The organism is Pseudomonas sp. G7(2022) (assembly GCF_052660475.1).
On the sequence record NZ_CP109659.1, the window covers coordinates 2,125,057 to 2,149,789 of the forward strand.

A 24,733-nucleotide genomic window follows, 5' to 3' on the forward strand; every position below is an offset into this window, starting at 1 on the left:
CAAGGGGGGCGGTTTCAAGGAGTTCAACATGCAAGCCATCAACAACATCAACCTCGATTCGCTGCTCGACACCCTGGTCAGCCTCAGCGCAGCCTTCATCCTCGGTGGCCTGATCGGTTTCGAGCGCCAGTACCGGCAACGCACGGCGGGTTTGCGCACCAACGTGCTGGTGGCAGTCGGCGCGGCGATTTTCGTCGACATGGCCAACCGGCTCGGCGGGGCGGAAGGTGCGGTCCGGGTGGTCGCCTACGTGGTGTCCGGCATCGGTTTCCTTGGCGCCGGTGTGATCATGCGCGAAGAAGGCAACGTACGCGGCCTCAACACCGCCGCCACACTCTGGACATCGGCAGCGGTAGGCGCCTGTGCCGGCGCCGACCTGCTGGCCGAAGCCGTGCTCGGCACCTTGTTCGTGCTCGCCGCGAATACCTTGCTGCGGCCGATCGTCAACAACATCAACCGTCAGCCGCTGGATGTAGTCTCGGCGGAAGTCACCAACATCGTCTACGTGATAGCCCGGCGCTCGCAGCAGACGGCCGTGTTCGCCTTGCTTGAGGCCGAGCTCGAGCGCAGCAACTACCCGGCCAGCGATGTCGATGTACATGCCTTCGGTGCCGATGAAATCGAGATCGAAGCGACTCTGGCGACCACCTCGGTGGACGGCGATGAACTGGACGCGCTGGTGAAGCGGATTTCAACTTCGAACCTGGTGGTGCAGGCGTTCTGGAGTCCGAGTACCACGGAATAACCAAGCGAACGCCCGTCGTCGGGCAATGGCAAGGGTGACCGTCAGCCGGATGAGTGACGGTCATTTTCGGAATAGTCCTACAGAGCATGCCTCGATGCTTGGGTAGTCTTGCCGCCACTTGAAGCGACTGACGAGACTTCCACGATGGCCGACAAAACCTTGCGTATTTTGATCGCCGACACCCGGCATTTTCACCGGATGAAGATCGAGCGGATGTTCAATGCCCTCGATTACTACCGCATTGCACCGGTGCAGAACTTCTCCGAACTGCTGTCGCTGATCGATTACGGCTGCGAGCCGTTCGATGTATTGGTGACTGACTCTCAACTGGCAGGTGGAATGCCGGATCTGCACGGATTCCTGTTCGATCTGGCGCAGGTCCGGCATGCACTGGTCTATGGCGAAGCGGTGAACGCGTCGGATGTTCCCGGATATTTTCGGCCAAAGATCACCACCTGCAACGCCGCGCTGCCCTCAATGAGTGCCATCTCACAATTGATGGCATCCGTCGATGCTTCACGTGAGCATTCATCGTGCAGGTGCCCGGCAAAATCCCTCGCGCAATTGCACGCTTGATCACAAATCGCTCGATGGCGCAACTGTCAGGTCTGACAGGTGTTTCGCCATGCGTTCCGTGTAACAGTCGTAGCGCAGCTACCAGTAGTCCCGTTCATGCAAGATCGGTGGCGTCATCGTCATGTATTCGCCCGGGAGTGGTCATGGATTCAGCATTGATCGTCGACGACCATCCGGTGGTCGTCGGCGCCGTCAGAATGGTTCTGGAATCACTGGGCTATAAATCGATTCATGTCGCTTCGAGTGGCGTTGAAGTGGTGCCGATGATCCGTGCACACGCGCCGAAACTGATCGTGCTCGATTTGAAGCTCAAGGGCATGGGCGGTCTTGAAGTGCTGGAGAGGATCAATGCGCTCGGGCTGGTCTGCAAAATCGTGATTTTTTCATCGGCCGACCCCGACAGCTACCTGGCGCGTTGCCGACGTGCAGGTGCGATGGCTTTTGTGGCCAAGTCTGCCGAGTTGCAACAGTTGCAGAGTGCGATCAAGGCTGTCCGTTCGGGTTACAGCTATTTTCAGGAATTGCCTCAGGTCAGCGCAGGTCATTGCGGTGTGCACAGTGACGAGCGAGAGCAGATCGAACGATTATCCAATCGCGAATTACACATTCTCGTGCAATTGGCGCTTGGCAAGCCCAACAAGGACATCGCCCTGGAGATGAACCTGAGCTACAAAACCATCAGTACTTACAAGACTCGCCTGATGCTGAAGCTCGGGATCGGCTCACTGGTGTTGTTGCGAGAGTTTGCCAGACGCAACCATCTGCTGTGAGAGGCTGCCCCATGATGAGGCCGCTGCGATTCATTCTTCTGTTGATCTTCATTTTGGCAAACGCAGTGCAGGCAGCCGGGACTGCGCAAAAACTGGAAATCATCTCCCGCACCCGGCTGGAGGGTGTGCAGTTACGTCTCGACGAGCAGGATCGGCAGTGGCTCCGGGCACACCCGGTTTTGCGCATCGGCGCCTCCGGGCCGGACTATCCTCCCTTTGAACTGACCCGCAACAGACACGAACTGGAAGGCCTCACGGCCGAATACGCCGACGCGATCGCACAGGTGCTGAATGTCCGGATCGAGGTCTGGTGCTACCCCGATCGCGAAGCCGCCATGGCCGCGCTCAAGTCCGGGGAACTGGACTTGCTGGGGACCTCGAACAACTATGAGATTGCCGATCCCGACCTGATGCTGTCCCGTGCCTACGCCGAAGATCAGCCGATGTGGGTGACCCGGCTGGACGAGCCGTTGCCCGATGATCTGGCAGGCAAGCGCATTGCCATGGTGGAAGACTACCTGCCGGCTTCGACCATCGAAAAGGTTTACCCGCAAGCCACCTTGCAGCGTTATCGCTCGATTCTCGATGCCCTCGGCGCCGTGGCATTCGGGCGGGATGACCTGTACCTCGGCGATTTCATCAGCGCCAGCTATCTGATCAACATCAACTTCCACAACGACCTGCAACTGGCCGGCCCTTCGGGCCTCGACGCCAACCCTTTCGCTTTTGCCCTGACTCGCAGCAGTCCACACTTGAAACGTCTGGTCGACAAGGCCTTGTTGGCGATTCCCATGGAGCAGCGCCTGGCCATGGAGCTGCGCTGGAGTGCCGGGCGTGCGGACATGACGGGACAAGCGCGGGTAAGTCTCAGCAGCAGTGAACAGGCGTGGCTCGACCGGCATCCGAGCGTGCGGGTCGGTGCGATCGAGGATTTCGCCCCACTGACGTTCTTTGATGGCGAAGGAAAATTTCAGGGGCTTACGGCGCAGTTGTTGAGTCTGATCAGTCTGCGCAGCGGTTTGAAGTTCGAGATCGTACGGGGGCAGTCACTGGATCGACAGATCGAACAATTGAAGAGCGGGAAACTCGATCTGCTGCCTGTGGTGACACCGAGCAGCGAGCGTGAACTCGAAATGCGTTTCTCCCGGGCTTACCTGAACAATCCGTTCGTATTGGTCGGCGGCGTGTCGGCGCAAGACGTGAGAACGCTGGACGACATGGCCGGCAAGCGTCTGGCGATCTATCGCGGTCACCCGTTGCGCGATTATCTGCGGGAAAGAGTACCGCAGCTCGGAATGGTCGAAGTACAAAGTCCGGCTGCCGGAATGGAAGCGATTGTCAGCGGGCGAGCCGACGCCACGCTGAGCTCATTGATGGTGGCTCGCTATCTGATTTCCCGTCAGTACCGGGGTCGAGCCCGGATTGTCGGCACGGTGGGGGATCAGCCTGCCCGGATCGCGCTGGCCACCGCGCCGGATGCGGTGGCACTGCACTCGATTCTGAACAAGGCGCTGTTGAGCATTGCGCCGAAGGAAATCGACGCTCTGGTCGAGCGCTGGGGGCGTGATGCCGTTGCCGATGACAGTTACTGGCAGCGCCATCGACGGGAAATCCTGCTTGGATTCGCCGGTGCTTCGGGATTATTGCTGTTGGCGTTGGGCTGGATCGCTTTTCAGCGCCGGCAGATTCGCCAGCGCCAGCAATGGCTGCTTCAACTGCAGGAAGCCAAGGACGCGGCGGACGACGCCAATCGGGCCAAGAGCACATTTCTGGCAGTCATGAGTCACGAAATCCGTACACCGATGAATGCCTTGCTGGGCATGCTGGAACTGGCGCTTAAACATGCCGATGAAGGTGTGATCGATCGTCCGGCGATTCAGGTGGCTTCCTCTGCGGGGCAGCAACTGCTGGCATTGATCGGCGATATTCTCGACATCGCACGTATCGAATCCGGTCATCTGTCGCTGACTCCCGAACGCGTCAATCTGCGTGACGTGGTGTTGTCGGTGTGCCAGGTTTTCGAAGGGCTGGCACGGGAGAAGCAGTTGTCATGGCACGTAAACCTGGATGAACGCAGCAATGTCGAGGTGATGCTCGATGCCCTGCGTTTCAAGCAGATGTTGTGGAACCTGCTGAGTAACGCGATCAAGTTTACCGATCAAGGCAAGGTCAGTCTGCGCTGCCAGGTTTTTACCGAACAGGACGGGCGGGTGGACGTGGGAGTGGTCATCGAAGACAGCGGCCGGGGCATCAGCGCCGAAGATCAGCAACGCTTGTTCAGCCCGTTTGTGCAAGTTGGCAGCCATCCGGCGACGGCCCGCAGCGGCTCCGGCCTGGGGCTGGTCATCAGCCGCAGCCTGTGCCGGATGATGGGCGGCGATCTGTGGATGACCAGCGAACTCGGACGTGGCACACAAGTCATGCTGCGCCTGGAGCTGACCGTGCTCGAGTCGCTGGTTCAGAAGGACGCCACGACGCCGTCGGTCACGGCAGTAAAGCCGCTGGACGTGCTGGTGGTGGACGATCACCCGGTTAATCGTTTGCTGTTGTGTCGGCAGTTGAGCGAACTCGGGCATCGCTTTGTCGACATCGGGAGTGGTGAGCAGGGGCTGGATCTGTGGCGCGGCCAAACGTTCGATGCACTGATCACCGACATCAACATGCCCGGACTCAACGGTTATGAACTGGCGCGAACAATTCGCGAAGAAGAGGCGGCGACGGGCAGGGCGCCTTGTCTGATTCTGGGGTTTACCGCCAATGCGCAGATGGAAGAGAAACAGCGATGTCTGGCTTGCGGAATGGATGATTGTCTGTTCAAACCTGTTTTGCTGCGGGAACTGAGCCGGGCGCTGATGGCCGCAGATTCCGGCGAAATACAGGCCGCAGGAGCGGAGGATCAGCTATCGCCCGGTTTCGATCTGACTTCGCTGTTGCGGCTGGCGGGTGCAGACAATCCGCTCATCGGGCAATTGCGTGAGGAAGTATTGAGCAGTTTGCGCACCGACCTGGAACGCCTGGATGAGGCCGGTCGGGAAGGCGATCGTGCGGGTCTGAAGGATCTGGCTCATCACGTCACGGGTGGCGCGCACATGATCGGTGCCGAGCGTGTGGTCTCGGCGTGCCGGGTACTGGAACAGGCCTGTCGGGACGGTGAGCCCGAGGCTGCACTGGAAGTTGCAATCGAATCGCTGCGCGTGGCCATGCACGACCTCGCGCAGCAACTTCAGGCCTGAGCGGTCAGTCCCACTGCGGCGCGATGCCTTTGGGGCTGGTCAGGCGATGACCGCGATCCAGGGTGGCGATCAGCGTCATGTCGGCCTCGCTCAGGGTCAACGCGGTGGCGCCGAGATTGCCTTGCAGGTTGGCGCGTTTGGTCGATGACGGAATCACCGCGTAACCCGATTGCATCGCCCACGCCAGGGTGACCTGCGCCGGGGTGGCTTGCAGACGCTCGGCGATCTGTACGATCAGCGGATCCTTCAGCACTTCGCCATAGGCCAGGGTCATGTACGAGGTGATCTGAATGCCCTGACTCTGTGCGAACTCCACGACTTTGCGGTTCTGAAGGTACGGGTGCAGCTCGATCTGGTTGGTGGCGATGTTGTCTGCGCCAACCGCTGCGATGGCTTGTTTCATCAAGTCGATGGTGAAGTTGGACACACCGATCTGCCGGGTCAGGCCCAGACGCTTGGCTTGCAGCAGGGCGCCCATGAACTCCTCCACCGGCACCTGATCTTCCGGCGACGGCCAGTGGATCAGCGTCAGGTCGAGATAGTCGGTCTGCAGCTTTTGCAGGCTCTCCTTGAGGCTCTCGATCAGACGGTCTTTGGTGAAGTTGGCGATCCAGATCTTGCTGGTGATGAAGAGTTTGTCGCGGGCAATACCGCTGGCGGCAATGGCCTGGCCGACCTCGGCTTCGTTCTCATAGATTTGCGCGGTGTCGATGACCCGGTAGCCGAGCTCAAGGGCGGTGCTCACCGAATCGATGACCACCTGACCTTGCAGGCGAAACGTACCAAGACCGAAAGCGGGAACAGACATACAGGACTCCAGGGTTGCAGTGGGAATGGGCGGGAGTATCCGCTGCTGCTTCCTTGAGAAAAACCGCTGTCGGGGCAAAGTACTGTTGACTGAAAGTCACGAATCACAGTGACAGGCCATTGTTCTACCCGTAGAACGATGAGAACGGTTTTGGCTGACTAGTGCTAAATACATGGCGAATTTATGATCAGTCCATGAACAACCTGATTTCGGAGACCACCATGAAAAACCTCATCGGTATCTACACCAGCCCTCGCGGCCATTGGGTCGGCGATGGGTTTCCGGTGCGTACCCTGTTTTCCTACGACAACCTGGGCCAGCACATCAGCCCGTTCCTGCTGCTCGATCACGCAGGGCCTGCGCAGTTCACCCCGACCACCGAACGACGTGGGGTCGGTCAGCATCCGCACCGCGGGTTTGAGACCGTGACCATCGTCTACGACGGTGAAGTGGAGCACCGCGACTCCACGGGCAGCGGCGGCAAGATCGGCCCGGGCGACGTGCAGTGGATGACCGCTGCTTCAGGGATCCTGCACGAGGAGTTTCATTCCTCAGATTTCGCCAGAACGGGTGGCAACCTGGAAATGGTGCAGCTTTGGGTCAACCTGCCGGCCAAAGACAAGATGGCTGAACCGGGTTACCAGACGATTCTTGATAGCGACATCCCGAACGTTGCGCTCCGGGACGGTGCCGGCAACCTGCGCCTGATCGCGGGTGAGTTCGACGGTCACAAGGGGCCTTCCCGGACCTTCACACCCATCGACGTCTGGGACCTGCGCCTCAATGCCGGCAAGTTGCTGACGCTTGATCTGCACGAGGGCCGGAACACCGCGCTGGTGGTCCTGCGTGGCTCGGTCCGGATCAATGATCAGGAGTCGGCGGGAGCAGGACAGTTGGCGTTGTTCGAGCGTGATGGCGACCAATTGACTCTGGCAGCCAGCGAGGATGCTGTGGTGTTGCTGCTCAGTGGCGAGCCGATCGATGAACCGATTGTCGGTCATGGTCCGTTCGTGATGAACACCGAGCAGGAAATTCACCAGGCCTTTGTCGACTTTCAGTCGGGTCGTTTCGGTCGCATGCCGGCCTGATCCGGGTTTCACTTGTTGCCGTGGGAGACGCTCTGCTCCCACGGTTTTTTCAGTACCTGCCAAATAGCACTCATCGCGCCAAATCAATTGCTCCTACACTAAGCCCAATCTGTGCGATCTTCTCGCGACTGGCCCCTGTCGGAGTTGTTTGATGCTGTCTCTGCTCACCGATCATCCGTTGTTTTGCGCGTTGATCCTGATCCTGCTCGACCTTGGTCTGTGGCGCCTGATCAGTTCCCACGGCAGCGCGTGGAAACTGCTGGTGCGGGTGCTGATTTTCAGCCTGTTCAGCGTGCTGCTGTTCAACGAAGGCCTCAATCCGATGGAGCCGGCGCCGTGGGCCGACAACGTGCCGTTGCATCTGGCGGCGACCGGGTTGCAGATCGGCTGGTGGCTGTTTGGTGCACGGACCCTGACGGTGTTGATCGGGGCGGTGATGATGCAGCGGGTCGGCCACACCGGACGGCTGTTGCAGGATCTGCTCGGCGCGGTGATTTTCCTGATCGCCATCATTGCCGCGCTGGCCTATGTGCTGGATCTGCCGGTCAAAGGCGTGCTGGCCACGTCCGGGGCCTTGGCGATCATCGTCGGTCTGGCGTTGCAGAGCACATTGAGTGACGTGTTTTCCGGCATCGTCCTGAACACCACCAAGCCCTACCAACTCGATGACTGGATCTCCATCGACGGCACGGAAGGGCGGGTGACCGACATCGACTGGCGCGCCACACGCCTGCAAACCTCCCAGGGAAGCATGGCGGTGATTCCCAACTCGTTGGCGGCCAAGGCCAAGATCATCAACTTCAGCCGTCCGAGCAACATGTTCGGTGTTGCGGTCAGCGTGCAGGTCAGCCCCCATGCTCGGCCGAATTCGGTGATCGATGCACTGGAGCGGGCGATGCAGGGCTGTCGCCCGTTGCTGGACAACCCGGCGCCAAGCGTAGCGTTGAAGAGCTCGAGCAGTGCCGGCGCGGAGTACGAAATCAGCGGCTTCGTGGCTTCGATGAGCGAGAAGCGTGCGGTGCGCAATCAGTTGTTCGATCTGGCTTACCGACACTTGCAGGCGTCCGGGGTCAATCTGTTGTCGAGTGATGAACCTGCCGCCCCGGCCCATCTCTCGCGGCCACGGGCGCTGCTCGACAGCTCGCCGATCTTCTCGACCCTGCGTCAGGAAGAAAAAGAGACCTTCAGCCAGAACATGACCCTGCAAACTTTCCGTGCCGGCGAGATCATACTGGAGGGCGGCGAGGTCAGTGACCATCTGTTCATCATCGAGTCCGGTGTGGTCTCGGTGACTTTGAACCGGCATGGCGTTCCGTTCGAATCAGGGCGCATGGGGCCGGGGGAAGTGATCGGCGAGGCAGGGATTCTTTCCGATACTTCGTTGCCGGCCGACTTTTCCGCCAAGACGTTCTGCGCCCTGTATCGCATCGAGAAGTCGTATCTCAAGCCTTGCCTGGATGCCCGTCACGACATCAACGATGCGATGAAGGCGCTGCTCGATTTCCGCCTGCTCAAGGCGCAGGCGCTGACTCAGGAAACGCCGGTAGCCGCACCGAAAAGAGGCTTCCTGCAGTGGCTGCGCCATCGCGCCTGAGACGGTTCAGCGGCGTTCGTATCCGGCGAGTTTCTGTTCGAGGTTCTGGCGCACCTGCGCGTCGCGGGGGCCTGATGTCACAGTTTTTATCGGTCAATGGCAGGAACACGGACGATGAAAAAAATGCGGATTGCCACGTTCAACGTCAACGGCCTGCGTGCCCGTCTGCCGAATCTTCTGGAGTGGCTCAGGCGCGAGCAGCCGGACATCGTCTGTTTGCAGGAGCTCAAAATGGTGGACGGCGCGTTTCCAGCCACGGATCTGGAGGCCGCTGGTTATGGCGCCATCTGGCATGGCCAGGCCTCATGGAACGGCGTGGCGATTCTTGCCCGCGATGCGCAACCGCTGGAGAGTCGTCGCGGTCTGCCGGGTGATCCTGACGATAAACACAGCCGGTACCTCGAAGCGGCGGTGCACGGGGTGTTGGTGGGGTGTCTGTACCTGCCCAACGGCAATCCGCAACCGGGGCCGAAGTTCGACTACAAACTGGCCTGGTTCGAGCGTCTGATCAAATATGCCCGGGATCTGCAAAGCAGCGATCACCCGGTGGTGCTGGCCGGCGATTACAACGTGGTGCCTACCGATCTGGATATCTACAACACCCGTTCGTGGCTCAAGGATGCGTTGTTGCAACCGGAGAGCCGCGAGTGCTATCAGCGCCTGCTGGATCAGGGCTGGACGGATTCGTTGCGGCACCTGTATCCCGAAGATCGGCTGTACACGTTCTGGGATTATTTCCGTCAGCACTGGCAGAAGAATTCCGGGCTGCGGATCGACCATTTGCTGCTCAATCCGGCGTTGAGCCCTTATCTGCACGAGGCCGGTGTGGATGCCTGGGTACGTAACGAACCGCATGCCAGCGACCACGCGCCGACATGGATTCGTATCGATTCGCGTAAAAGACGCTAGCCGGTGATTGGTTAATTCAATTGTCGATTCGATGCCCGGATCCCGTATACATGGCGACCATCGGCGCAGCGATCCGCGTCTTCATGCATAAGGACTGAGCAATGAGCGAGCCACGCCTGGCGAATCTGAAACAGTATCTGCAACGGCTGGGGTTCGACACGCCCCCGGCACCGACCCTTGAAACCCTGCGGCTGTTGCAGTTGCGTCATACCGGCGCCTTTCCTTTCGAGAATCTGTCGACCCTCTCGGGCGAGCCCGTGCTGATCGATCTGGTGTCGATCCAGCGCAAGGTCTTGAACGATGCCCGTGGCGGTTACTGCTACGAACTCAACAATCTGTTTCTGGCCTTGTTGCTGGAACTGGGGTTCGAGGCGCGGGGCATCAGTGGCCGTGTGGTCATGAATCAGCCCGAAGGCAGCTGGACGGCACGGACTCACCGTTTGAGTCTGGTGACCCTCGACGGCGTGCGTTACATCACCGACGTGGGTTTTGGCGGCATGGTCCCGACCGCGCCGCTGATTCTGGATACCGAAGCCGAGCAGTCCACACCCCACGAGCCGTATCGCATCGAAGTGCAGGCCGATGGCTACATGTTGCGGGCCAGGGTCGCCGGCGAATGGCGGCCGATGTACCTGTTCGACCTGCAACGCCAGGAAGACATCGATTACACCCTCGGCAACTGGTACGTATCGACTCACCCGGACTCGCCATTTGCCCAGCGTCTGATGGTCGCGCGTACCGGCGACGGCTGGCGGCGCACGTTGAACAACGGCAGTTTTGCCATCCATCGCATCGGTATGGAGAGCGAGCGGCGTGAGGTGACGGATGTCGATGAGCTGATCGAATTGCTGGAACGGGAATTCGGCCTGCGCTTGCCGCACCAGCCTGGTGCGCGGGAGGCGCTGGCGCGCTTGATTCAGCCAACCTGAAACCTATGGTTTTGCTTCCGGCTCCAGTACCCGCCGGATTTCATTCACGGCCGCTGACAGTTTTTTCTCAAGGCTCTTGAGGTCGGTGGCGGTGATGCCTTTCTTGAATTGCCCGCCGGCATGCTCGACTTCATCGGCTGCACCCCGGCTGTCGAGCAGTGCATGGCGAAGGGTGTTGTTGATTACCGTCTGATAGCCATAGCCCTCGCTTTCAGCGACCTCGCGCGCGGCTTCGATGACCGCGTCATCGAGCATGATGGTGATGCGGGTCTTGCCCTTGTTGGGCGCCAATGCGCCGCGTTTGCCCTGAGAGAAGTCGTACTCGTCTTTCATAGGTCAGCCTCCAGAAAATATTCGCGACGTTCACTCGGTGTAGCGACACGTGCGGAAATGATTCGAACGAAATTCGGTTCGCGGTAACTGTACGCAACCACCAACAAACGTCCTTTGCCGTCGTTGCCGAGTGTGATCCAGCGTTGCTCGTCATGGTCGTTGTCTTCAATGGTCAGTGCTCGGTCGTCGTAGAAGACCGGTTCGGCCTCGGCGAGGCTGATCCCTCTGTGCTTGAGTTTGTTGGCAGCATTCTTGCTTTTGTCGAACTGAATCTTGAATGACTTCATTATGCATACTTTATATGTATAAAAAAGGGTGCGACCGCGCCGTCGGTCGCCGTGAACACTTCAGCCTAGGCGGATAAAACGTGAACTCGATTGGGGATGTGTTGCCGGATTTGTGGGTGATGAAAGCAGCGGGATAGAAGGTTGAGTGGCTGGCTAACCATTATGTGACTGACAAGTTGTATACAAGTATATGGACATTTGTCCCGACTCTTGAATACAGTGTGTGCATAACAAAAACCAGGGAACTCCCCCCATCATGAAAACGCCCCATGTTTCACACCAACGGCCCGAGGACGAGAATCTCGGGGTCGGCGCGAATATGGCTTACGGCCTGCAACACGTTCTGACCATGTATGGCGGTATCGTCGCGGTGCCACTGATCATCGGTCAGGCTGCCGGGTTGTCGCCGGCGGACATTGGTCTGTTGATTGCTGCTTCATTGTTTGCGGGGGGGCTGGCCACGTTGCTGCAAACCCTGGGTCTACCGTTTTTCGGCTGTCAGTTGCCGCTGGTGCAGGGCGTGTCGTTCTCTGGCGTTGCCACCATGGTGGCGATTGTCAGCAGTGGCGGGGAGGGCGGCTTCCAGTCGGTGCTCGGCGCGGTGATTGCCGCGTCGTTGATCGGTTTGCTGATCACGCCGGTGTTCTCGCGAATCACCAAGTTCTTCCCGCCGCTGGTCACCGGCATCGTGATCACCACCATCGGCCTGACGCTGATGCCGGTGGCCGCACGCTGGGCCATGGGCGGCAATAGCCATGCCCCTGACTTCGGCAGCATGCAGAACATTGGTCTGGCGGCGGTCACGCTGGTGCTGGTGTTGCTGCTGAGCAAGGTCGGCAGCTCCACCATCTCGCGTCTGTCGATCCTGTTGGCCATGGTGATCGGCACGGTGCTGGCGGTGTTCCTCGGCATGGCGGACTTCTCCAGCGTCACTCAAGGGCCGATGTTCGGCTTCCCGACACCGTTCCATTTCGGCATGCCGACCTTCCACTTCGCTGCGATTCTGTCGATGTGCATCGTGGTCATGGTGACCCTGGTGGAAACCTCGGCGGACATCCTGGCGGTCGGTGAAATCATCGACACCAAGGTCGACTCCAAACGTCTGGGCAACGGCCTGCGGGCGGACATGCTGTCGAGCATGTTTGCACCGATCTTCGGCTCGTTCACCCAAAGCGCCTTTGCCCAGAACGTCGGTCTGGTGGCGGTGACCGGGATCAAGAGCCGCTATGTGGTGGCCACCGGCGGCATCTTCCTGGTGATCCTCGGCCTGCTGCCGTTCATGGGCCGGGTCATTGCGGCTGTGCCGACTTCGGTACTCGGCGGCGCTGGCATCGTGCTGTTCGGCACCGTGGCGGCGAGTGGTATCCGCACGCTGTCCAAGGTCGATTACCGCAACAATGTCAACCTGATCATCGTCGCCACCTCGATCGGTTTCGGCATGATCCCGATTGCCGCGCCGAACTTCTACGATCACTTCCCGAGCTGGTTCGCGACCATTTTCCATTCGGGCATCAGCTCTTCGGCGATCATGGCGATCCTGCTGAACCTGGCGTTCAACCACTTTACGGCGGGTAACTCGGATCAGCAGTCGGTGTTCGCGGCGGCAGAAGAGCGGACCCTGCGTTATCGCGATCTGGCAGCGCTGCGTGAAGGCGACTACTTCAGCGACGGCAAGCTGCATGACTGCGACGGCAATGAAGTGCCGGTGATCGATCCGGATGCGGATCACGGTCACGGCGCGCCGAAGGCACATGCCAAGAGCAGCGAGCACGTCTGACCGTTGTAGTTGAATGAAAAGGGCCGATCAGTTGCGAAACTGATCGGCCCTTTTTATGGCGCTGACTTTTTCAATGCCCACAAAAAAGCCCCTGAATCTTTCGATTCAGGGGCTCTGTATTTGGCTCCACAACCTGGACTCGAACCAGGGACCCAGTGATTAACAGTCACTTGCTCTACCAACTGAGCTATTGCGGAATTGGTGCGTATGTTACTGATTTAAAAAGACTAGTCAAGCGCGAGATGTAAATTTGTTGGAAAGGTCAGGACGGGCGGCGGTTTATCGGCGATTGGCGGTTACCAGAACCGTAGCAGAGGTCTACCATGGCCGCCCGGAAGTGGTCACATGCGCTGCCGGCCATTCGCCGAAAAGGTATGCGCCATGAATAGTCCCATCCTCACCCATTGTCCTGTCGAGGTGTTCGCATGAGCACCGCACAAATCAGCCTGCCCAAAGGCGTTGGCCTTCACGCGGAAAAGCTTTTCGACGCGATCGTTCAGGCCGCTACGGCTGAAGAGCTGAATCGCGCAGGCGGCAAGGCCGAAGGTTTTGTTCTCGGCCTGGAAAGCACCAAGGCTATCAAGAGCCAGGTCGCCGAATCGCTTTACGTCGTTTATGACGATGCGGCGACTCAGCGTGCAACGGAACTGGCTTAACCGCCGAACGTGAAGGTGCCGAGCATCAGTTTGGCGTACAGCATCGTTGCGCCCAGTTGTACCAGCCACAGCGCCAGCCCACCGAGAAACACCCCGGCCGCGACTTGCAGCACCAGGTTGTTGCCGCGCTTGGCCGGGACGCGGGGGATGAAGTCATCCAGATCATCACGGTCGGCGCGCAGGTCATCGTTTTTCATGTTGGTTCTCTGAAATATCGTCTGTGTGCAGTCTAGAGGGTGTTGCGGCTTTTCTTCAGACAAATAAAAACGGGAAGCCCGAAAGCTTCCCGTTTTCAGTGCCGCGTCAGATCAGATGACCTGAACGATAGCGTCCGTCACGACTTCGATGTTGCTCTGGTTCAGCGCGGCCACGCAGATGCGGCCGGTGTCCAGGGCGTAGATGCCGAACTCGTTGCGCAGGCGGTGAACCTGCTCGGTGGTCAGGCCGGAGTAGGAGAACATGCCACGCTGACGACCGACGAAGCTGAAGTCGCGCTGCGGGGCTTTTTTCCCCAGCAGAGCAACCATCTGCTCGCGCATGCCGCGAATGCGCAGGCGCATTTCGGCCAGTTCGGCTTCCCACTGGGCACGCAGTTCCGGGCTGTTCAATACAGCGGCCACAACGCTTGCACCGTGAGTCGGCGGGTTGGAGTAGTTGGTGCGGATCACGCGTTTGACCTGCGACAGTACGCGGGCGCTTTCTTCTTTCGATTCGCTGACGATCGACAGTGCACCGACGCGCTCGCCATACAGCGAGAACGACTTGGAGAACGAGCTCGACACGAAGAAGGTCAGGCCCGACTCGGCGAACAGACGCACGGCAGCGGCGTCTTCGGCGATACCGTCACCGAAACCCTGATAGGCCATGTCGAGGAACGGTACGTGACCTTTGGCCTTGATCGCTTCCAGGACGTTGTTCCAGTCCGCCGGGCTCAGGTCGACGCCGGTCGGGTTGTGGCAGCAGGCGTGCAGCACGACGATCGAGCCGTTCGGCAGGGCGTTGAGGTCCTCCAGCAGGCCGGCACGGTTCACGTCGTGGGTGGCGGCGTCGTAGTAGCGGTAGTTCTGCACCGGGAAACCGGCGGTTTCGAACAGGGCGCGGTGGTTTTCCCAGCTTGGGTCGCTGATCGCCACAACGGCATTGGGCAGCAGTTGCTTGAGGAAGTCGGCACCGATTTTCAGTGCGCCGGTCCCGCCGACGGCCTGAGTGGTGACAACGCGGCCAGCAGCCAGCAACGGCGAATCATTGCCGAACAGCAGCTTTTGCACGGCCTGGTCGTAGGCCGCAATGCCGTCGATCGGCAGGTAGCCGCGCGAGGCGTGCTGAGCGGCGCGAATGGTTTCGGCTTCAATGACGGCGCGCAGGAGTGGAATTCGCCCCTCTTCGTTGCAGTACACACCCACCCCGAGGTTGACCTTGTTGGTCCGGGTATCGGCGTTGAATGCTTCGTTGAGGCCCAGGATTGGATCGCGGGGTGCCATTTCGACAGCGGAGAACAGGCTCATTTTTACGGCAGCTCTATTGGAGAGTGGAGGGACGTGTGGCGCTCCAGCCGAATGCACTAGAGCGGTGCACAAACGGGGAGCTAGTATAGAGGCCATCATCGATCAATGGCGACAGGCGATTCGGCTTTTAAGGTAAGTTTTTCCGATTATTTCTCGACCGTTAGTCGAATGGGCTTGTCGGAGACTTTACCGGGTGTAGGACGTTTGCCTTGAAAGGTGAGGCAATCGGCTCCACATTCAGCACAATCTTCGTTTTTCCTTGCGCGACATCGGTCGTTAGCGGTCTTTCTCGTGGTGCGGCGATTGGTCGCCAGCGTCGCGATTCCAGAGGTGTTTATGTCTGAATTCCAGCTCGTCACCCGATTCGACCCAGCCGGCGATCAGCCTGAAGCCATTCGCCAGATGGTCGAGGGCATCGAAGCCGGACTGGCGCACCAGACCCTGCTCGGTGTGACCGGGTCGGGCAAGACCTTCAGCATCGCCAACGTGATCGCCCAGGTGCAGCGCCCGACCCTGGTGCTGGCACCGAACAAGACCCTGGCCGCGCAGTTGTATGGCGAGTTCAAGTCGTTCTTTCCGAATAACGCCGTCGAATACTTCGTTTCCTACTACGACTACTACCAGCCCGAAGCCTATGTGCCGTCATCCGACACCTTCATCGAGAAGGATGCGTCGATCAACGACCACATCGAGCAGATGCGTCTGTCGGCGACCAAGGCATTGCTGGAGCGCAAGGACGCAATCATCGTCACCACGGTGTCGTGCATCTACGGTCTGGGCAGCCCGGAAACCTATCTGAAAATGGTGTTGCACGTCGATCGCGGCGACAAGCTCGATCAGCGCGCGCTGGTTCGGCGCCTGGCCGACCTGCAATACACCCGCAACGACATGGATTTCGCCCGTGCGACCTTCCGTGTGCGCGGTGATGTGATCGACATCTACCCGGCGGAATCCGACCTCGAAGCGATCCGCATCGAGCTGTTCGATGATGAGGTGGAGAGCATTTCCGCGTTCGACCCGCTGACCGGCGAGGTCATCCGCAAGCTGCCGCGCTTCACCTTCTACCCCAAAAGCCACTACGTGACGCCCCGGGAAACCCTGCTCGACGCCATCGAGGGGATCAAGGTCGAGCTGCAGGAACGTCTGGAATACCTGCGCAGCAACAACAAGCTGGTCGAGGCTCAGCGTCTGGAGCAGCGCACCCGGTTCGACCTGGAGATGATCCTCGAACTCGGCTACTGCAACGGCATCGAAAACTACTCGCGCTACCTGTCCGGACGTCCGGCCGGCGCGGCGCCGCCGACGCTCTACGATTACCTGCCGGCCGACGCCTTGCTGGTGATCGACGAATCCCACGTCAGCGTGCCGCAGGTCGGCGCGATGTATAAGGGCGACCGTTCGCGTAAAGAGACGCTGGTGGAATACGGTTTCCGTCTGCCATCGGCGCTGGACAACCGGCCGATGCGTTTCGACGAGTGGGAAGGGGTGAGCCCGCAGACGATTTTCGTCTCGGCCACGCCCGGCAACTACGAAGCCGAGCACGCCGGGCGGGTGATCGAACAGGTTGTGCGCCCGACGGGGCTGGTCGACCCGCAAGTCGAAGTGCGCCCGGCACTGACCCAGGTCGACGATTTGCTTTCGGAAATCACCAAGCGTGTGGCGGTGGAGGAGCGGGTGCTGGTCACCACGCTGACCAAGCGCATGGCCGAAGACCTGACCGATTACCTGGCCGATCACGGCGTGCGTGTGCGTTATCTGCACTCGGACATCGACACCGTCGAGCGGGTCGAAATCATCCGCGACCTGCGCCTCGGCACCTTTGACGTGCTGGTGGGGATCAACCTGCTGCGTGAAGGCCTGGACATGCCGGAAGTGTCGCTGGTGGCGATTCTCGATGCGGACAAGGAAGGCTTTCTGCGTTCCGAACGCTCATTGATCCAGACCATCGGCCGTGCGGCACGTAACCTCAATGGCCGGGCGATTCTCTACGCGGATCGCATTACCGGTTCGATGGAGCGCGCCATCGGCGAAACCGAACGCCGTCGTGACAAACAGATCGCCTTCAACCTGGCCAACGGCATCACACCGAAGGGCGTGTTCAAGGACGTCGCCGACATCATGGAAGGCGCCACCGTACCCGGTTCGCGCAGCAAGAAGCGCAAAGGCATGGCCAAGGCCGCCGAGGAGAACGCCAAGTACGAAGCCGAACTGCGTTCGCCGAGCGAGATCACCAAGCGCATCCGTCAACTGGAAGAGAAAATGTACCAGTTGGCCCGCGACCTGGAGTTCGAAGCGGCGGCGCAGATGCGCGACGAGATTGCCAAAATGCGCGAGCGGTTGTTGGCCGTCTGACTGATCGTTCCCACGCTCTGTGTGGGAATGCAGCCCTGGACGCTCTGCGTCCGCTCAAGGTTAATGTGCCTCGCCGGCCTTCAGGCCGGCGGGCAGTTTCTTGGTCAGCAAGATCGCCAGCATGCTGATCCCCAGCGCAATCCCGACAAAATGAAACGCATCGTTGTAGGCCATGATCAGCGCCTGCTGATGAACGATCTCGCTCAACTTGCCCAAAGCCGCCGTGTCACTGCCGAACCGATCGGTCATCGACGCCAGGCGTTCGGCCACCTGGGGATTGGTCGGCACCACGGCTTCGCGCAAGTAATCGAAGTAGGTTTTGGTGCGCGCATCCAGCAGGGTGGCGAGCAGGGCGATGCCGATGGCGCCACCGAGGTTGCGCAGGATGTTGAACAGGCTCGACGCCGAGCCCGCGTCCTGCGGCAGGATATAGGCCGTGGCGATCAATGAAATGGTGACCATGATCAGCGGCTGGCCGAGGGCGCGGATGATCTGGATCTGATTGAACTGCGGCCCGGCAAAGTCCGGGTTAAGTACGCCGGATGAGAAGCTCGCCAGACCAAACAGACCGAACCCCAAGGTGCACAGCCATTTCGGCGACACGAATTTCATCAGTTTCGGAACCAGCGGAATCAGAAACAGCTGCGGCACGCCCATCCACATGATCACTTCGCCGATCTGCAAGGCGTTGTAATTCTGGATCTGCGCCAGATACAGCGGCAGCAGATAGATCGAACCGTACAGCCCGACGCCCATGCCCAGGCTGGAAATACTCGACAGCCCGAAGTTGCGATTGCGCAGGATGCCGAGGTTGATCAGCGGGTTGGGCTTGGAAATCTGCACGATCACGAAGGTGATCAGACTCAGCAGGGCGATGCTGCCCAGCGTCACGATCAGGCTCGATTCCAGCCAGTCCTTGCGATGGCCTTCTTCAAGGAAGACCTGCAAACAACCGAGGCCGATGCCCAGCGTGAGAATGCCGGTGTAATCGGTGCTTTTGAGCAGTTCCCAGTGCGCTTCTTTCTTCTCCAGGCCGTACATCAGCCCGGCGATCATGATCAGCCCCGGCGGAATGTTGATGTAGAAGATGTATTCCCAGCCCCAGTTCTCCGTGAGCCAGCCGCCGAGGGTCGGGCCGATGGACGGGGCGAAGGTAGCGGTCATGGCGAACATCGCCATGCCTTTTGCGCGGTGGTGTTCGGGGAGTTTGATCAGGGTCAGGGTGAAGGCCAGCGGAATCAGCGCGCCACCGGTGAAGCCCTGCATGGCGCGGAACACGATCATGCTGTCGAGGCTCCAGGCCATCGAGCACAGCAACGACGAAATCAGAAACCCCAGCGATACCCACACCGCCAGCCGCCGCGCCGAAAGCAACTGCACCAGCCACGCGGTCAGCGGGATCATGATGATTTCCGCCACCAGATAGGAGGTGGAAATCCACGAGCCTTCTTCCAGCGTCGCCGACAGTGCGCCCTGAATGTCCTTGAGCGACGAGTTGGTGATCTGGATATCGAGCACCGCCATGAACGCGCCGAGCATGACGCTCATGACCGCGATCCAGTCCCGCCGGGTCGGTTCGCCGACCGGGCGGATCAGTTGATCACCGGCCATTATCCGGGGCGTCTTTGATATTCACGGTGGCGGTGACCGACATGCCCGGACGGATTTTGCCGTGCAGCGGGTTATCGGCCTTGAAGGTCAGCTTGACCGGAATCCGCTGCACGACCTTGGTGAAGTTGCCGGTGGCGTTGTCCGGCGGCAACAGGCTGAACTGCGCACCGGAAGCTGCGAACAGACTGTCGACCCGTGCTTCGATCGGCGTATCGCCGTAGGCATCGAAGATCAGCTCGGCCTTCTGCCCCGGTTGCATGTGGCCGATCTGGGTTTCCTTGAAGTTGGCCTGCACCCAGATGTCTTCGTCCGGAACGATCGACAGCAGATACGCGCCGGCCTGAACAATCTGCCCATTGCGTGCGGCGCGCTGGCCGACCAGGCCGCTGATCGGTGCGTGGATTTCGCTGCGGGTCAGGTTCAGCTCGGCCTGGGCGAGGTCGGCGCGGGCATTGGCGATCTGCGCATCGAGGCGTTTGATTTCGGCGCTCAGTGCGCTGACCTGCTGGCGCTGGCTCTGCGCATCGGCCTGGGCCTTGGCCACTTGCGAGCGGGCGATGTGGGCGTCGGCGGAGAGGGTGGTGACCCGTTCCTCGGAAACGAAACCGGGTTTGCGCAGTGCTTCTGCGCGGGACAGATCGATCTGCGAGCGGCCCAGTGTCGCTTGCGTGGTTGCCACTTGCGCTTCGCTGGCGGCGATCAGGCTGGCCTGTTGGGTCAGTTTGCTCTGGGCTTGCAGGCGCTCGGCTTCACGGGTGGCGAGGGCGGCGTTGGCGCGATCGACGGCGAGGCGGAAGTCGTCGCCTTCGAGACGCACCAGCAACTGGCCTTTTTCCACGTGCTGGTTGTCCTGCACCAGGACTTCGTCGATGCGTGCGCTCAACTGACTCGACACGCGGGTGATTTCACCCTGGACATAGGCGTTGTCGGTGCTTTCATAAAAGCGTCCCTTGAAAAACCAATGAGCGAAAAAGCCCCCGGCAATCAGCAGGACGAGCAGCAGGAAAATGAACAGGCGACGCTTGAGTTGGGCAGGCATGGGCAAACTGTAGTCGAGGAATTGTAAGAAAAGTTATCAGCGGGCGAATCTGGCATACAGCCGATGAGCGGTAAATGCCGTCTGTTGATATTTGGCCATTCATCACGGCCTACGGGCGTTGCAGACGCAAAATTGGCTTAAATGCCCTGCCCGCTGGAGCGGGGCGGGTGTCGCCTGTTACCATTCGCCGCTTGATTGTTCTTTGCTTTTCATTCTTTTCGAGACATGCCATGACCACCGTCCGCACTCGCATCGCGCCATCGCCTACCGGGGATCCTCACGTAGGTACCGCTTACATCGCACTGTTCAACTACTGCTTTGCCAAGCAGCACGGCGGTGAGTTCATCCTGCGGATCGAAGACACCGATCAGTTGCGTTCGACCCGCGAGTCCGAACAGCAGATCTTCGACGCCCTGCGCTGGCTGGGTATCGACTGGAGCGAAGGTCCGGACGTCGGCGGCCCGCACGGCCCGTACCGTCAGAGCGAGCGCGGTGACATCTACCAGAAGTACTGCCAGCAACTGGTCGACATGGGCCACGCCTTCCCGTGCTTCTGCACCGCCGAAGAGCTGGATCAGATGCGTGCCGAGCAAATGGCTCGCGGCGAAACCCCGCGTTACGACGGTCGGGCACTGTTGCTGTCCAAGGAAGAGGTCGCGCGTCGCCTGGCTGCCGGCGAACCCCATGTGATCCGCATGAAGGTGCCGACCGAAGGCGTCTGCGTGGTGCCGGACATGCTGCGCGGCGACGTCGAGATCCCGTGGGATCGCATGGACATGCAAGTACTGATGAAAACCGACGGCTTGCCGACGTACTTCCTGGCCAACGTGGTCGACGACCACCTGATGGGCATCACCCACGTCCTGCGTGGTGAAGAATGGCTGCCGTCGGCGCCGAAACTGATCCTGCTCTACGAATACTTCGGCTGGGAACAACCGGAGCTGTGCTACATGCCGCTGCTGCGTAACCCGGACAAGAGCAAGCTGTCCAAGCGCAAGAACCCGACCTCGGTGACGTTCTACGAGCGCATGGGCTTCATGCCTGAAGCGATGCTCAACTACTTGGGACGCATGGGCTGGTCGATGCCGGACGAGCGCGAGAAGTTCTCGCTGCAGGAAATGGTCGACAATTTCGACCTCAAGCGTGTGTCGCTGGGCGGGCCGATCTTCGATATCGAGAAACTGTCGTGGCTCAACGGCCAGTGGCTGCGTGATCTGCCGGTGGAAGAGTTTGCCGCTCGTGTGCAGAAGTGGGCGTTCAACTCCGAATACATGATGAAGATCGCGCCGCATGTTCAGGGCCGCGTCGAAACCTTCAGCCAGGTTGCACCGCTGGCCGGGTTCTTCTTTGCCGGTGGCGTGAATCCGGATGCCAAGCTGTTCGAGTCGAAAAAACTTTCGGGCGATCAGGTTCGTCAACTGATGCAACTGATCCTGTGGAAGCTGGAAAGCCTGCGTCAGTGGGAGAAGGACAGCATCACCGCAACGATTCAGGCGGTGGTCGAATCCCTTGAGCTCAAGCTGCGTGATGCGATGCCGCTGATGTTTGCCGCGATCACAGGGCAGGCGAGTTCGGTGTCGGTGCTCGATGCGATGGAAATCCTCGGGCCGGACCTGACCCGTTTCCGTCTGCGCCAGGCGATTGACCTGCTGGGCGGCGTGTCGAAGAAAGAAAACAAAGAGTGGGAAAAGCTGTTGGGCGCTATCGCCTGATTGCGTTTGACTCTGCAGGACGCGCCGAAGGCCAGGATCTTTTGATCCCGTCCTTCGGCGTTTTCCCCGAATTTACGGGGGGAGGGCGGTAAGTGATTGTAATGCCGACAAAAAATTTTGAAATTTTTCAAAAATAAGTTTGACAGCCTTTCGATACGCCCTTAAGATTCGCCCCGTCCTCAGCGATGACATCAACGATGAGGGGCTATAGCTCAGCTGGGAGAGCGCTTGCATGGCATGCAAGAGGTCGACGGTTCGATCCCGTCTAGCTCCACCAATTTACACTTCGAAGCCTGGCCACACCGGCTTCGAAGCGATCAACACTCAGCGTTGATCAGTTGTATAGAAGGGTTTGCGTCCCCTTCGTCTAGTGGCCTAGGACACCGCCCTTTCACGGCGGTAACAGGGGTTCGAGTCCCCTAGGGGACGCCAGTTTTACAGAAGCGATGTTGCAAAATGTCGCTCCGCCGCGAGGCGAAAAATCCGGGGCTATAGCTCAGCTGGGAGAGCGCCTGCATGGCATGCAGGAGGTCAGCGGTTCGATCCCGCTTAGCTCCACCAATTTACACTTCAAGGTCTGGCCACACCGGCCTTGAAGCGATCAGCACTCAGCACTGATCAGTTGTATAGAAGGTTTGTGTCCCCTTCGTCTAGTGGCCTAGGACACCGCCCTTTCACGGCGGTAACAGGGGTTCGAGTCCCCTAGGGGACGCCACGATTACCCGCTCTGCGGGATTTATAAGGGTCATTCAATTATTGAATGGCCCTTTTGTTTGTCTGGCGTTTGGCCAAATCTCCTTTTTCCTTAAACTGTGCTTCAGACCAGCGGTCATATTTTCGACTTGCAGAATATTATTATGAGAATAATATTCTAATCGTAATATTCGGAGGCAACGATGAACGACAAAAAAGCTCAAACCCGCGAACGCATTCTCAAGGCTGCCAGCGCCGCGCTGATCCAGCGTGGCCCGGCCGAGCCGAGCGTGGGTGAAGTGATGGGGGCGGCCGGTCTGACTGTCGGTGGCTTCTATGCGCACTTCGAAAGCAAGGACGCCATGATGCTTGAGGCGTTCAAGCAATTGCTTGGTCGTCGTCGCGACCTGATTGCCGACATGGACAGCGAGCTGACCGGTGAAGAACGCCGCGCTCTGGTGGCGGCGTTCTACCTGTCGCGCAAACATCGTGATTCCAGCGATTCGGCCTGCCCGATCCCGGCGTCTATCGGTGAGCTGGGGCGGCTACCGGAGGCATTTCGCATAGCACTGAACGAACACTTGGAACTGATGATCGCGCAGTTGGCTTCAAGCCCTGAAGACACCGACAAAGCATTGGCCGACGTGGCCCTGATGGTAGGTGGCCTGGCGCTCGCAAGGGCGTTGGGCCCTGGGGATTTATCCGATCGATTGCTGCGCGCTGCCAAGTCGGCGGTGCGTTGACCTGAAGGCTACAAGCCCGGGGAGAGAGCGATGAGCACGTTGAAGTGGGTTCGCGGCGTTAATGGCACCTTGGGCTGGTTCGCACCGAAACTGGTGGCGAGCAAAATGCGGTTGGCGTTCATGACGCCCCGCGCGAATAAACCGCGGGACTGGGAATTGCCGCTGCTGGCCAAATCCGAACGCATCACCTTGCGCTTCGGTCTTTCGGCCCTGCGTTGGGGGCAAGGCCCGACCGTCTTGCTGATGCACGGCTGGGAAGGGCGGCCTACCCAGTTTGCCGCGTTGATCACGGCGCTGGTCGAAGCGGGCTACACCGTGGTCGCGCTTGATGGCCCGGCCCACGGTCGCTCGCCGGGGCGTGAAGCCAACGTGGTGCTGTTCGCCCGGGCGATGCTCGAAGCCGCCGCCGAATTGCCTCCGTTGCAGGCTGTCATCGGTCACTCCATGGGCGGCGCCAGCGCCATGCTCGCGGTGCAACTGGGGCTGCGCACCGAAACCCTGGTCAGCATTGCCGCGCCGGCCCGAATTCTGGGCGTGTTGCGCGGATTTGCCCGCTACGTCGGCATGCCGCCCAGAGCGCGTTCTGCTTTCATCCGCCAGGTCGAACAGGACGTCGGCATGCGCGCCGCGACCCTCGACGTCGCCCACTATCAATTGGATATGCCGGGGCTGATCGTGCATGCCGAAGACGACACCTTCGTTTCGGTCAAGGAATCCCGATTGATCCACGAATCCTGGTTCGACAGCCGACTGCTGCGTCTGGAATCCGGCGGCCATCAGCGTGTACTGGCCGACCCTCGGGTGATTGATGGCGTGTTATCACTGCTCGCCGGGCGCAGCCTTCAGGCGCGGCAATCGGCGTAGTCATCCGTTACACTGCCTCGGTTGAATCATTTGACCGGGAGTAGGGCATGGGCTGGGATCGGGCAACGCCGTTTACCATTGATCTGCAAGTAGGCGCCGAGGACATCGACGGGCTGGGGCACGCGAACAACGCGGTGTACGTCTCCTGGCTTGAACGTTGCGCCTGGCGCCACTCGCAGCGGCTGGGCCTGGATCTGGTCGAGTACCGTCGCCTGGATCGGGCGATGGCGGTGGTACGGCACGAAATCGATTATCTGGCCGCCGCCTACGAAGGTGACGAACTGCAATTGGCGACCTGGATCGTCGATTGGGATCAGCGCCTGAAAATGACCCGTCACTTCCAGTTGATCCGCCCCAGCGACAACACCACGCTGCTGCGCGCCCAGACCACGTTTGTCTGCATCGAGCTGTCCACCGGCAAGCCCAAGCGCATGCCCGCCGAGTTCATTGAAGGTTACGGTCCGGCCATCCGGACAGCGGACATGGGTTTAACCCGCGAAACCCAGTAA

At 59.8% G+C, this 24,733-nt stretch carries 22 protein-coding genes and 5 tRNA genes; 19 read left to right on the top strand and 8 right to left on the bottom strand.

Features of this window, described 5'->3' with window-relative positions; all coding sequences use genetic code 11:
- The first annotated feature begins 28 nt into the window (after nucleotides 1-28).
- From NE357_RS09515 to NE357_RS09530, 4 genes are all read left to right on the top strand, one after another.
- Entirely contained in the window at nucleotides 29-745 is a 717-nt protein-coding gene (locus tag NE357_RS09515) for an MgtC/SapB family protein (protein WP_085711975.1), read from the top strand.
- A gap of 144 nt (nucleotides 746-889) precedes the next feature.
- Complete coding sequence (locus tag NE357_RS09520) at nucleotides 890-1,321, top strand: chemotaxis protein CheY (RefSeq protein WP_169429624.1); 432 nt, start codon at nucleotides 890-892, stop codon at nucleotides 1,319-1,321.
- Nucleotides 1,322-1,464: 143 nt separating this feature from the next.
- Complete coding sequence (locus NE357_RS09525) at nucleotides 1,465-2,091, top strand: response regulator transcription factor (RefSeq protein WP_169429625.1); 627 nt, start codon at nucleotides 1,465-1,467, stop codon at nucleotides 2,089-2,091.
- An 11-nt stretch (nucleotides 2,092-2,102) separates the two neighbouring features.
- On the top strand, nucleotides 2,103-5,324 hold the full coding sequence (locus NE357_RS09530; RefSeq protein WP_169429626.1) for an ATP-binding protein: 3,222 nt from the start codon (nucleotides 2,103-2,105) through the stop codon (nucleotides 5,322-5,324).
- A 4-nt stretch (nucleotides 5,325-5,328) separates the two neighbouring features.
- Here the strand turns inward: NE357_RS09530 and dkgB are convergent, their stop codons facing one another.
- Nucleotides 5,329-6,132 (bottom strand): 2,5-didehydrogluconate reductase DkgB, encoded by an 804-nt coding sequence (gene dkgB / locus NE357_RS09535; RefSeq protein WP_169429627.1) that lies wholly within the window; start codon nucleotides 6,130-6,132, stop codon nucleotides 5,329-5,331.
- Between the two features lie 221 nt (nucleotides 6,133-6,353).
- Here dkgB and NE357_RS09540 point away from each other — a divergent pair, with 221 nt between their 5' ends.
- The 4 genes from NE357_RS09540 (at nucleotide 6,354) to NE357_RS09555 (ending at nucleotide 10,652) form a co-directional block, all read left to right on the top strand.
- Nucleotides 6,354-7,220: a pirin family protein gene (locus tag NE357_RS09540; RefSeq protein ID WP_169432612.1), complete on the top strand. Its 867-nt coding sequence runs from the start codon at nucleotides 6,354-6,356 to the stop codon at nucleotides 7,218-7,220.
- 151 nt (nucleotides 7,221-7,371) lie between these two features.
- Nucleotides 7,372-8,814 carry a mechanosensitive ion channel family protein gene (locus NE357_RS09545; RefSeq protein WP_169429628.1) on the top strand — a complete coding sequence of 481 codons (1,443 nt, stop codon included), beginning with the start codon at nucleotides 7,372-7,374 and terminating at the stop codon, nucleotides 8,812-8,814.
- A gap of 114 nt (nucleotides 8,815-8,928) precedes the next feature.
- Nucleotides 8,929-9,723 (top strand): exodeoxyribonuclease III, encoded by a 795-nt coding sequence (locus tag NE357_RS09550; RefSeq protein ID WP_169429629.1) that lies wholly within the window; start codon nucleotides 8,929-8,931, stop codon nucleotides 9,721-9,723.
- 101 nt (nucleotides 9,724-9,824) lie between these two features.
- The gene (locus tag NE357_RS09555) at nucleotides 9,825-10,652 is read left to right on the top strand and encodes an arylamine N-acetyltransferase family protein (RefSeq protein WP_169429630.1); all 828 of its coding nucleotides are present in this window, start codon (nucleotides 9,825-9,827) and stop codon (nucleotides 10,650-10,652) included.
- A 3-nt stretch (nucleotides 10,653-10,655) separates the two neighbouring features.
- Here NE357_RS09555 and NE357_RS09560 read toward each other — a convergent pair whose 3' ends face one another.
- Together NE357_RS09560 and NE357_RS09565 are read right to left on the bottom strand one after the other, a co-directional pair.
- Nucleotides 10,656-10,985, bottom strand: coding sequence for a BrnA antitoxin family protein (locus tag NE357_RS09560; protein WP_169429631.1), 330 nt, complete (start codon nucleotides 10,983-10,985; stop codon nucleotides 10,656-10,658).
- The gene (locus NE357_RS09565; RefSeq protein ID WP_169429632.1) at nucleotides 10,982-11,272 is read right to left on the bottom strand and encodes a BrnT family toxin; all 291 of its coding nucleotides are present in this window, start codon (nucleotides 11,270-11,272) and stop codon (nucleotides 10,982-10,984) included. Before NE357_RS09565 ends, NE357_RS09560 begins: the two co-directional genes overlap by 4 nt.
- A 256-nt stretch (nucleotides 11,273-11,528) precedes the next feature.
- Here NE357_RS09565 and NE357_RS09570 point away from each other — a divergent pair, with 256 nt between their 5' ends.
- Nucleotides 11,529-13,049, top strand: coding sequence for a nucleobase:cation symporter-2 family protein (locus NE357_RS09570; protein WP_169429633.1), 1,521 nt, complete (start codon nucleotides 11,529-11,531; stop codon nucleotides 13,047-13,049).
- Between the two features lie 121 nt (nucleotides 13,050-13,170).
- Here NE357_RS09570 and NE357_RS09575 read toward each other — a convergent pair.
- Nucleotides 13,171-13,246: transfer RNA gene (locus NE357_RS09575), tRNA-Asn, on the bottom strand.
- A gap of 228 nt (nucleotides 13,247-13,474) precedes the next feature.
- Here NE357_RS09575 and NE357_RS09580 point away from each other — a divergent pair.
- Nucleotides 13,475-13,705, top strand: coding sequence for a hypothetical protein (locus NE357_RS09580; RefSeq protein WP_169429634.1), 231 nt, complete (start codon nucleotides 13,475-13,477; stop codon nucleotides 13,703-13,705).
- Here the strand turns inward: NE357_RS09580 and NE357_RS09585 are convergent.
- Complete coding sequence (locus NE357_RS09585) at nucleotides 13,702-13,902, bottom strand: hypothetical protein (protein WP_169429635.1); 201 nt, start codon at nucleotides 13,900-13,902, stop codon at nucleotides 13,702-13,704. The genes NE357_RS09580 and NE357_RS09585 overlap by 4 nt on opposite strands.
- A 111-nt stretch (nucleotides 13,903-14,013) precedes the next feature.
- Nucleotides 14,014-15,210, bottom strand: coding sequence for an amino acid aminotransferase (locus tag NE357_RS09590; protein WP_169429636.1), 1,197 nt, complete (start codon nucleotides 15,208-15,210; stop codon nucleotides 14,014-14,016).
- 336 nt (nucleotides 15,211-15,546) lie between these two features.
- Here NE357_RS09590 and uvrB point away from each other — a divergent pair, with 336 nt between their 5' ends.
- Complete coding sequence (gene uvrB, locus NE357_RS09595; RefSeq protein ID WP_169429637.1) at nucleotides 15,547-17,562, top strand: excinuclease ABC subunit UvrB; 2,016 nt, start codon at nucleotides 15,547-15,549, stop codon at nucleotides 17,560-17,562.
- Between the two features lie 60 nt (nucleotides 17,563-17,622).
- Here uvrB and NE357_RS09600 read toward each other — a convergent pair whose 3' ends face one another.
- Nucleotides 17,623-19,173 (bottom strand): MDR family MFS transporter, encoded by a 1,551-nt coding sequence (locus tag NE357_RS09600; protein ID WP_169429638.1) that lies wholly within the window; start codon nucleotides 19,171-19,173, stop codon nucleotides 17,623-17,625.
- On the bottom strand, nucleotides 19,163-20,212 hold the full coding sequence (locus NE357_RS09605) for an HlyD family secretion protein (RefSeq protein WP_169429639.1): 1,050 nt from the start codon (nucleotides 20,210-20,212) through the stop codon (nucleotides 19,163-19,165). The genes NE357_RS09600 and NE357_RS09605 overlap by 11 nt, the downstream gene beginning before the upstream one ends.
- A 230-nt stretch (nucleotides 20,213-20,442) precedes the next feature.
- On the opposite strand from NE357_RS09605, the gene gltX reads away from it, so the two are divergent.
- From gltX to NE357_RS09645, 8 genes are all read left to right on the top strand, one after another.
- Nucleotides 20,443-21,924, top strand: a complete 1,482-nt coding sequence (gltX, locus tag NE357_RS09610; protein ID WP_085711989.1) for a glutamate--tRNA ligase — start codon at nucleotides 20,443-20,445, stop codon at nucleotides 21,922-21,924.
- A 201-nt stretch (nucleotides 21,925-22,125) separates the two neighbouring features.
- Nucleotides 22,126-22,201 (top strand) — tRNA-Ala (locus NE357_RS09615).
- A 79-nt stretch (nucleotides 22,202-22,280) separates the two neighbouring features.
- Nucleotides 22,281-22,356 (top strand) — tRNA-Glu (locus NE357_RS09620).
- Nucleotides 22,357-22,409: 53 nt separating this feature from the next.
- A tRNA-Ala gene (locus NE357_RS09625) sits at nucleotides 22,410-22,485 on the top strand.
- A gap of 78 nt (nucleotides 22,486-22,563) precedes the next feature.
- Nucleotides 22,564-22,639, top strand: a tRNA-Glu gene (locus tag NE357_RS09630).
- A 181-nt stretch (nucleotides 22,640-22,820) separates the two neighbouring features.
- Entirely contained in the window at nucleotides 22,821-23,360 is a 540-nt protein-coding gene (locus NE357_RS09635; RefSeq protein ID WP_169429640.1) for a TetR/AcrR family transcriptional regulator, read from the top strand.
- 30 nt (nucleotides 23,361-23,390) lie between these two features.
- Entirely contained in the window at nucleotides 23,391-24,224 is an 834-nt protein-coding gene (locus NE357_RS09640) for an alpha/beta fold hydrolase (RefSeq protein ID WP_169429641.1), read from the top strand.
- 47 nt (nucleotides 24,225-24,271) lie between these two features.
- Complete coding sequence (locus tag NE357_RS09645) at nucleotides 24,272-24,733, top strand: acyl-CoA thioesterase (protein ID WP_169429642.1); 462 nt, start codon at nucleotides 24,272-24,274, stop codon at nucleotides 24,731-24,733.

Coding starts and splice junctions, on each gene's coding strand:
- uvrB (WP_169429637.1), top strand. CDS start 15,547: ATGTCTGAATTCCAGCTCGTCACCCGATTCGACCCAGCCGGCGATCAG.
- NE357_RS09560 (WP_169429631.1), bottom strand. CDS start 10,985: ATGAAAGACGAGTACGACTTCTCTCAGGGCAAACGCGGCGCATTGGCG.
- NE357_RS09585 (WP_169429635.1), bottom strand. CDS start 13,902: ATGAAAAACGATGACCTGCGCGCCGACCGTGATGATCTGGATGACTTC.
- dkgB (WP_169429627.1), bottom strand. CDS start 6,132: ATGTCTGTTCCCGCTTTCGGTCTTGGTACGTTTCGCCTGCAAGGTCAG.
- NE357_RS09590 (WP_169429636.1), bottom strand. CDS start 15,210: ATGAGCCTGTTCTCCGCTGTCGAAATGGCACCCCGCGATCCAATCCTG.
- NE357_RS09540 (WP_169432612.1), top strand. CDS start 6,354: ATGAAAAACCTCATCGGTATCTACACCAGCCCTCGCGGCCATTGGGTC.
- NE357_RS09520 (WP_169429624.1), top strand. CDS start 890: ATGGCCGACAAAACCTTGCGTATTTTGATCGCCGACACCCGGCATTTT.
- NE357_RS09530 (WP_169429626.1), top strand. CDS start 2,103: ATGATGAGGCCGCTGCGATTCATTCTTCTGTTGATCTTCATTTTGGCA.
- NE357_RS09570 (WP_169429633.1), top strand. CDS start 11,529: ATGAAAACGCCCCATGTTTCACACCAACGGCCCGAGGACGAGAATCTC.
- NE357_RS09635 (WP_169429640.1), top strand. CDS start 22,821: ATGAACGACAAAAAAGCTCAAACCCGCGAACGCATTCTCAAGGCTGCC.
- NE357_RS09645 (WP_169429642.1), top strand. CDS start 24,272: ATGGGCTGGGATCGGGCAACGCCGTTTACCATTGATCTGCAAGTAGGC.
- NE357_RS09580 (WP_169429634.1), top strand. CDS start 13,475: ATGAGCACCGCACAAATCAGCCTGCCCAAAGGCGTTGGCCTTCACGCG.
- gltX (WP_085711989.1), top strand. CDS start 20,443: ATGACCACCGTCCGCACTCGCATCGCGCCATCGCCTACCGGGGATCCT.
- NE357_RS09600 (WP_169429638.1), bottom strand. CDS start 19,173: ATGGCCGGTGATCAACTGATCCGCCCGGTCGGCGAACCGACCCGGCGG.
- NE357_RS09565 (WP_169429632.1), bottom strand. CDS start 11,272: ATGAAGTCATTCAAGATTCAGTTCGACAAAAGCAAGAATGCTGCCAAC.
- NE357_RS09545 (WP_169429628.1), top strand. CDS start 7,372: ATGCTGTCTCTGCTCACCGATCATCCGTTGTTTTGCGCGTTGATCCTG.
- NE357_RS09515 (WP_085711975.1), top strand. CDS start 29: ATGCAAGCCATCAACAACATCAACCTCGATTCGCTGCTCGACACCCTG.
- NE357_RS09555 (WP_169429630.1), top strand. CDS start 9,825: ATGAGCGAGCCACGCCTGGCGAATCTGAAACAGTATCTGCAACGGCTG.
- NE357_RS09640 (WP_169429641.1), top strand. CDS start 23,391: ATGAGCACGTTGAAGTGGGTTCGCGGCGTTAATGGCACCTTGGGCTGG.
- NE357_RS09525 (WP_169429625.1), top strand. CDS start 1,465: ATGGATTCAGCATTGATCGTCGACGACCATCCGGTGGTCGTCGGCGCC.
- NE357_RS09605 (WP_169429639.1), bottom strand. CDS start 20,212: ATGCCTGCCCAACTCAAGCGTCGCCTGTTCATTTTCCTGCTGCTCGTC.
- NE357_RS09550 (WP_169429629.1), top strand. CDS start 8,929: ATGAAAAAAATGCGGATTGCCACGTTCAACGTCAACGGCCTGCGTGCC.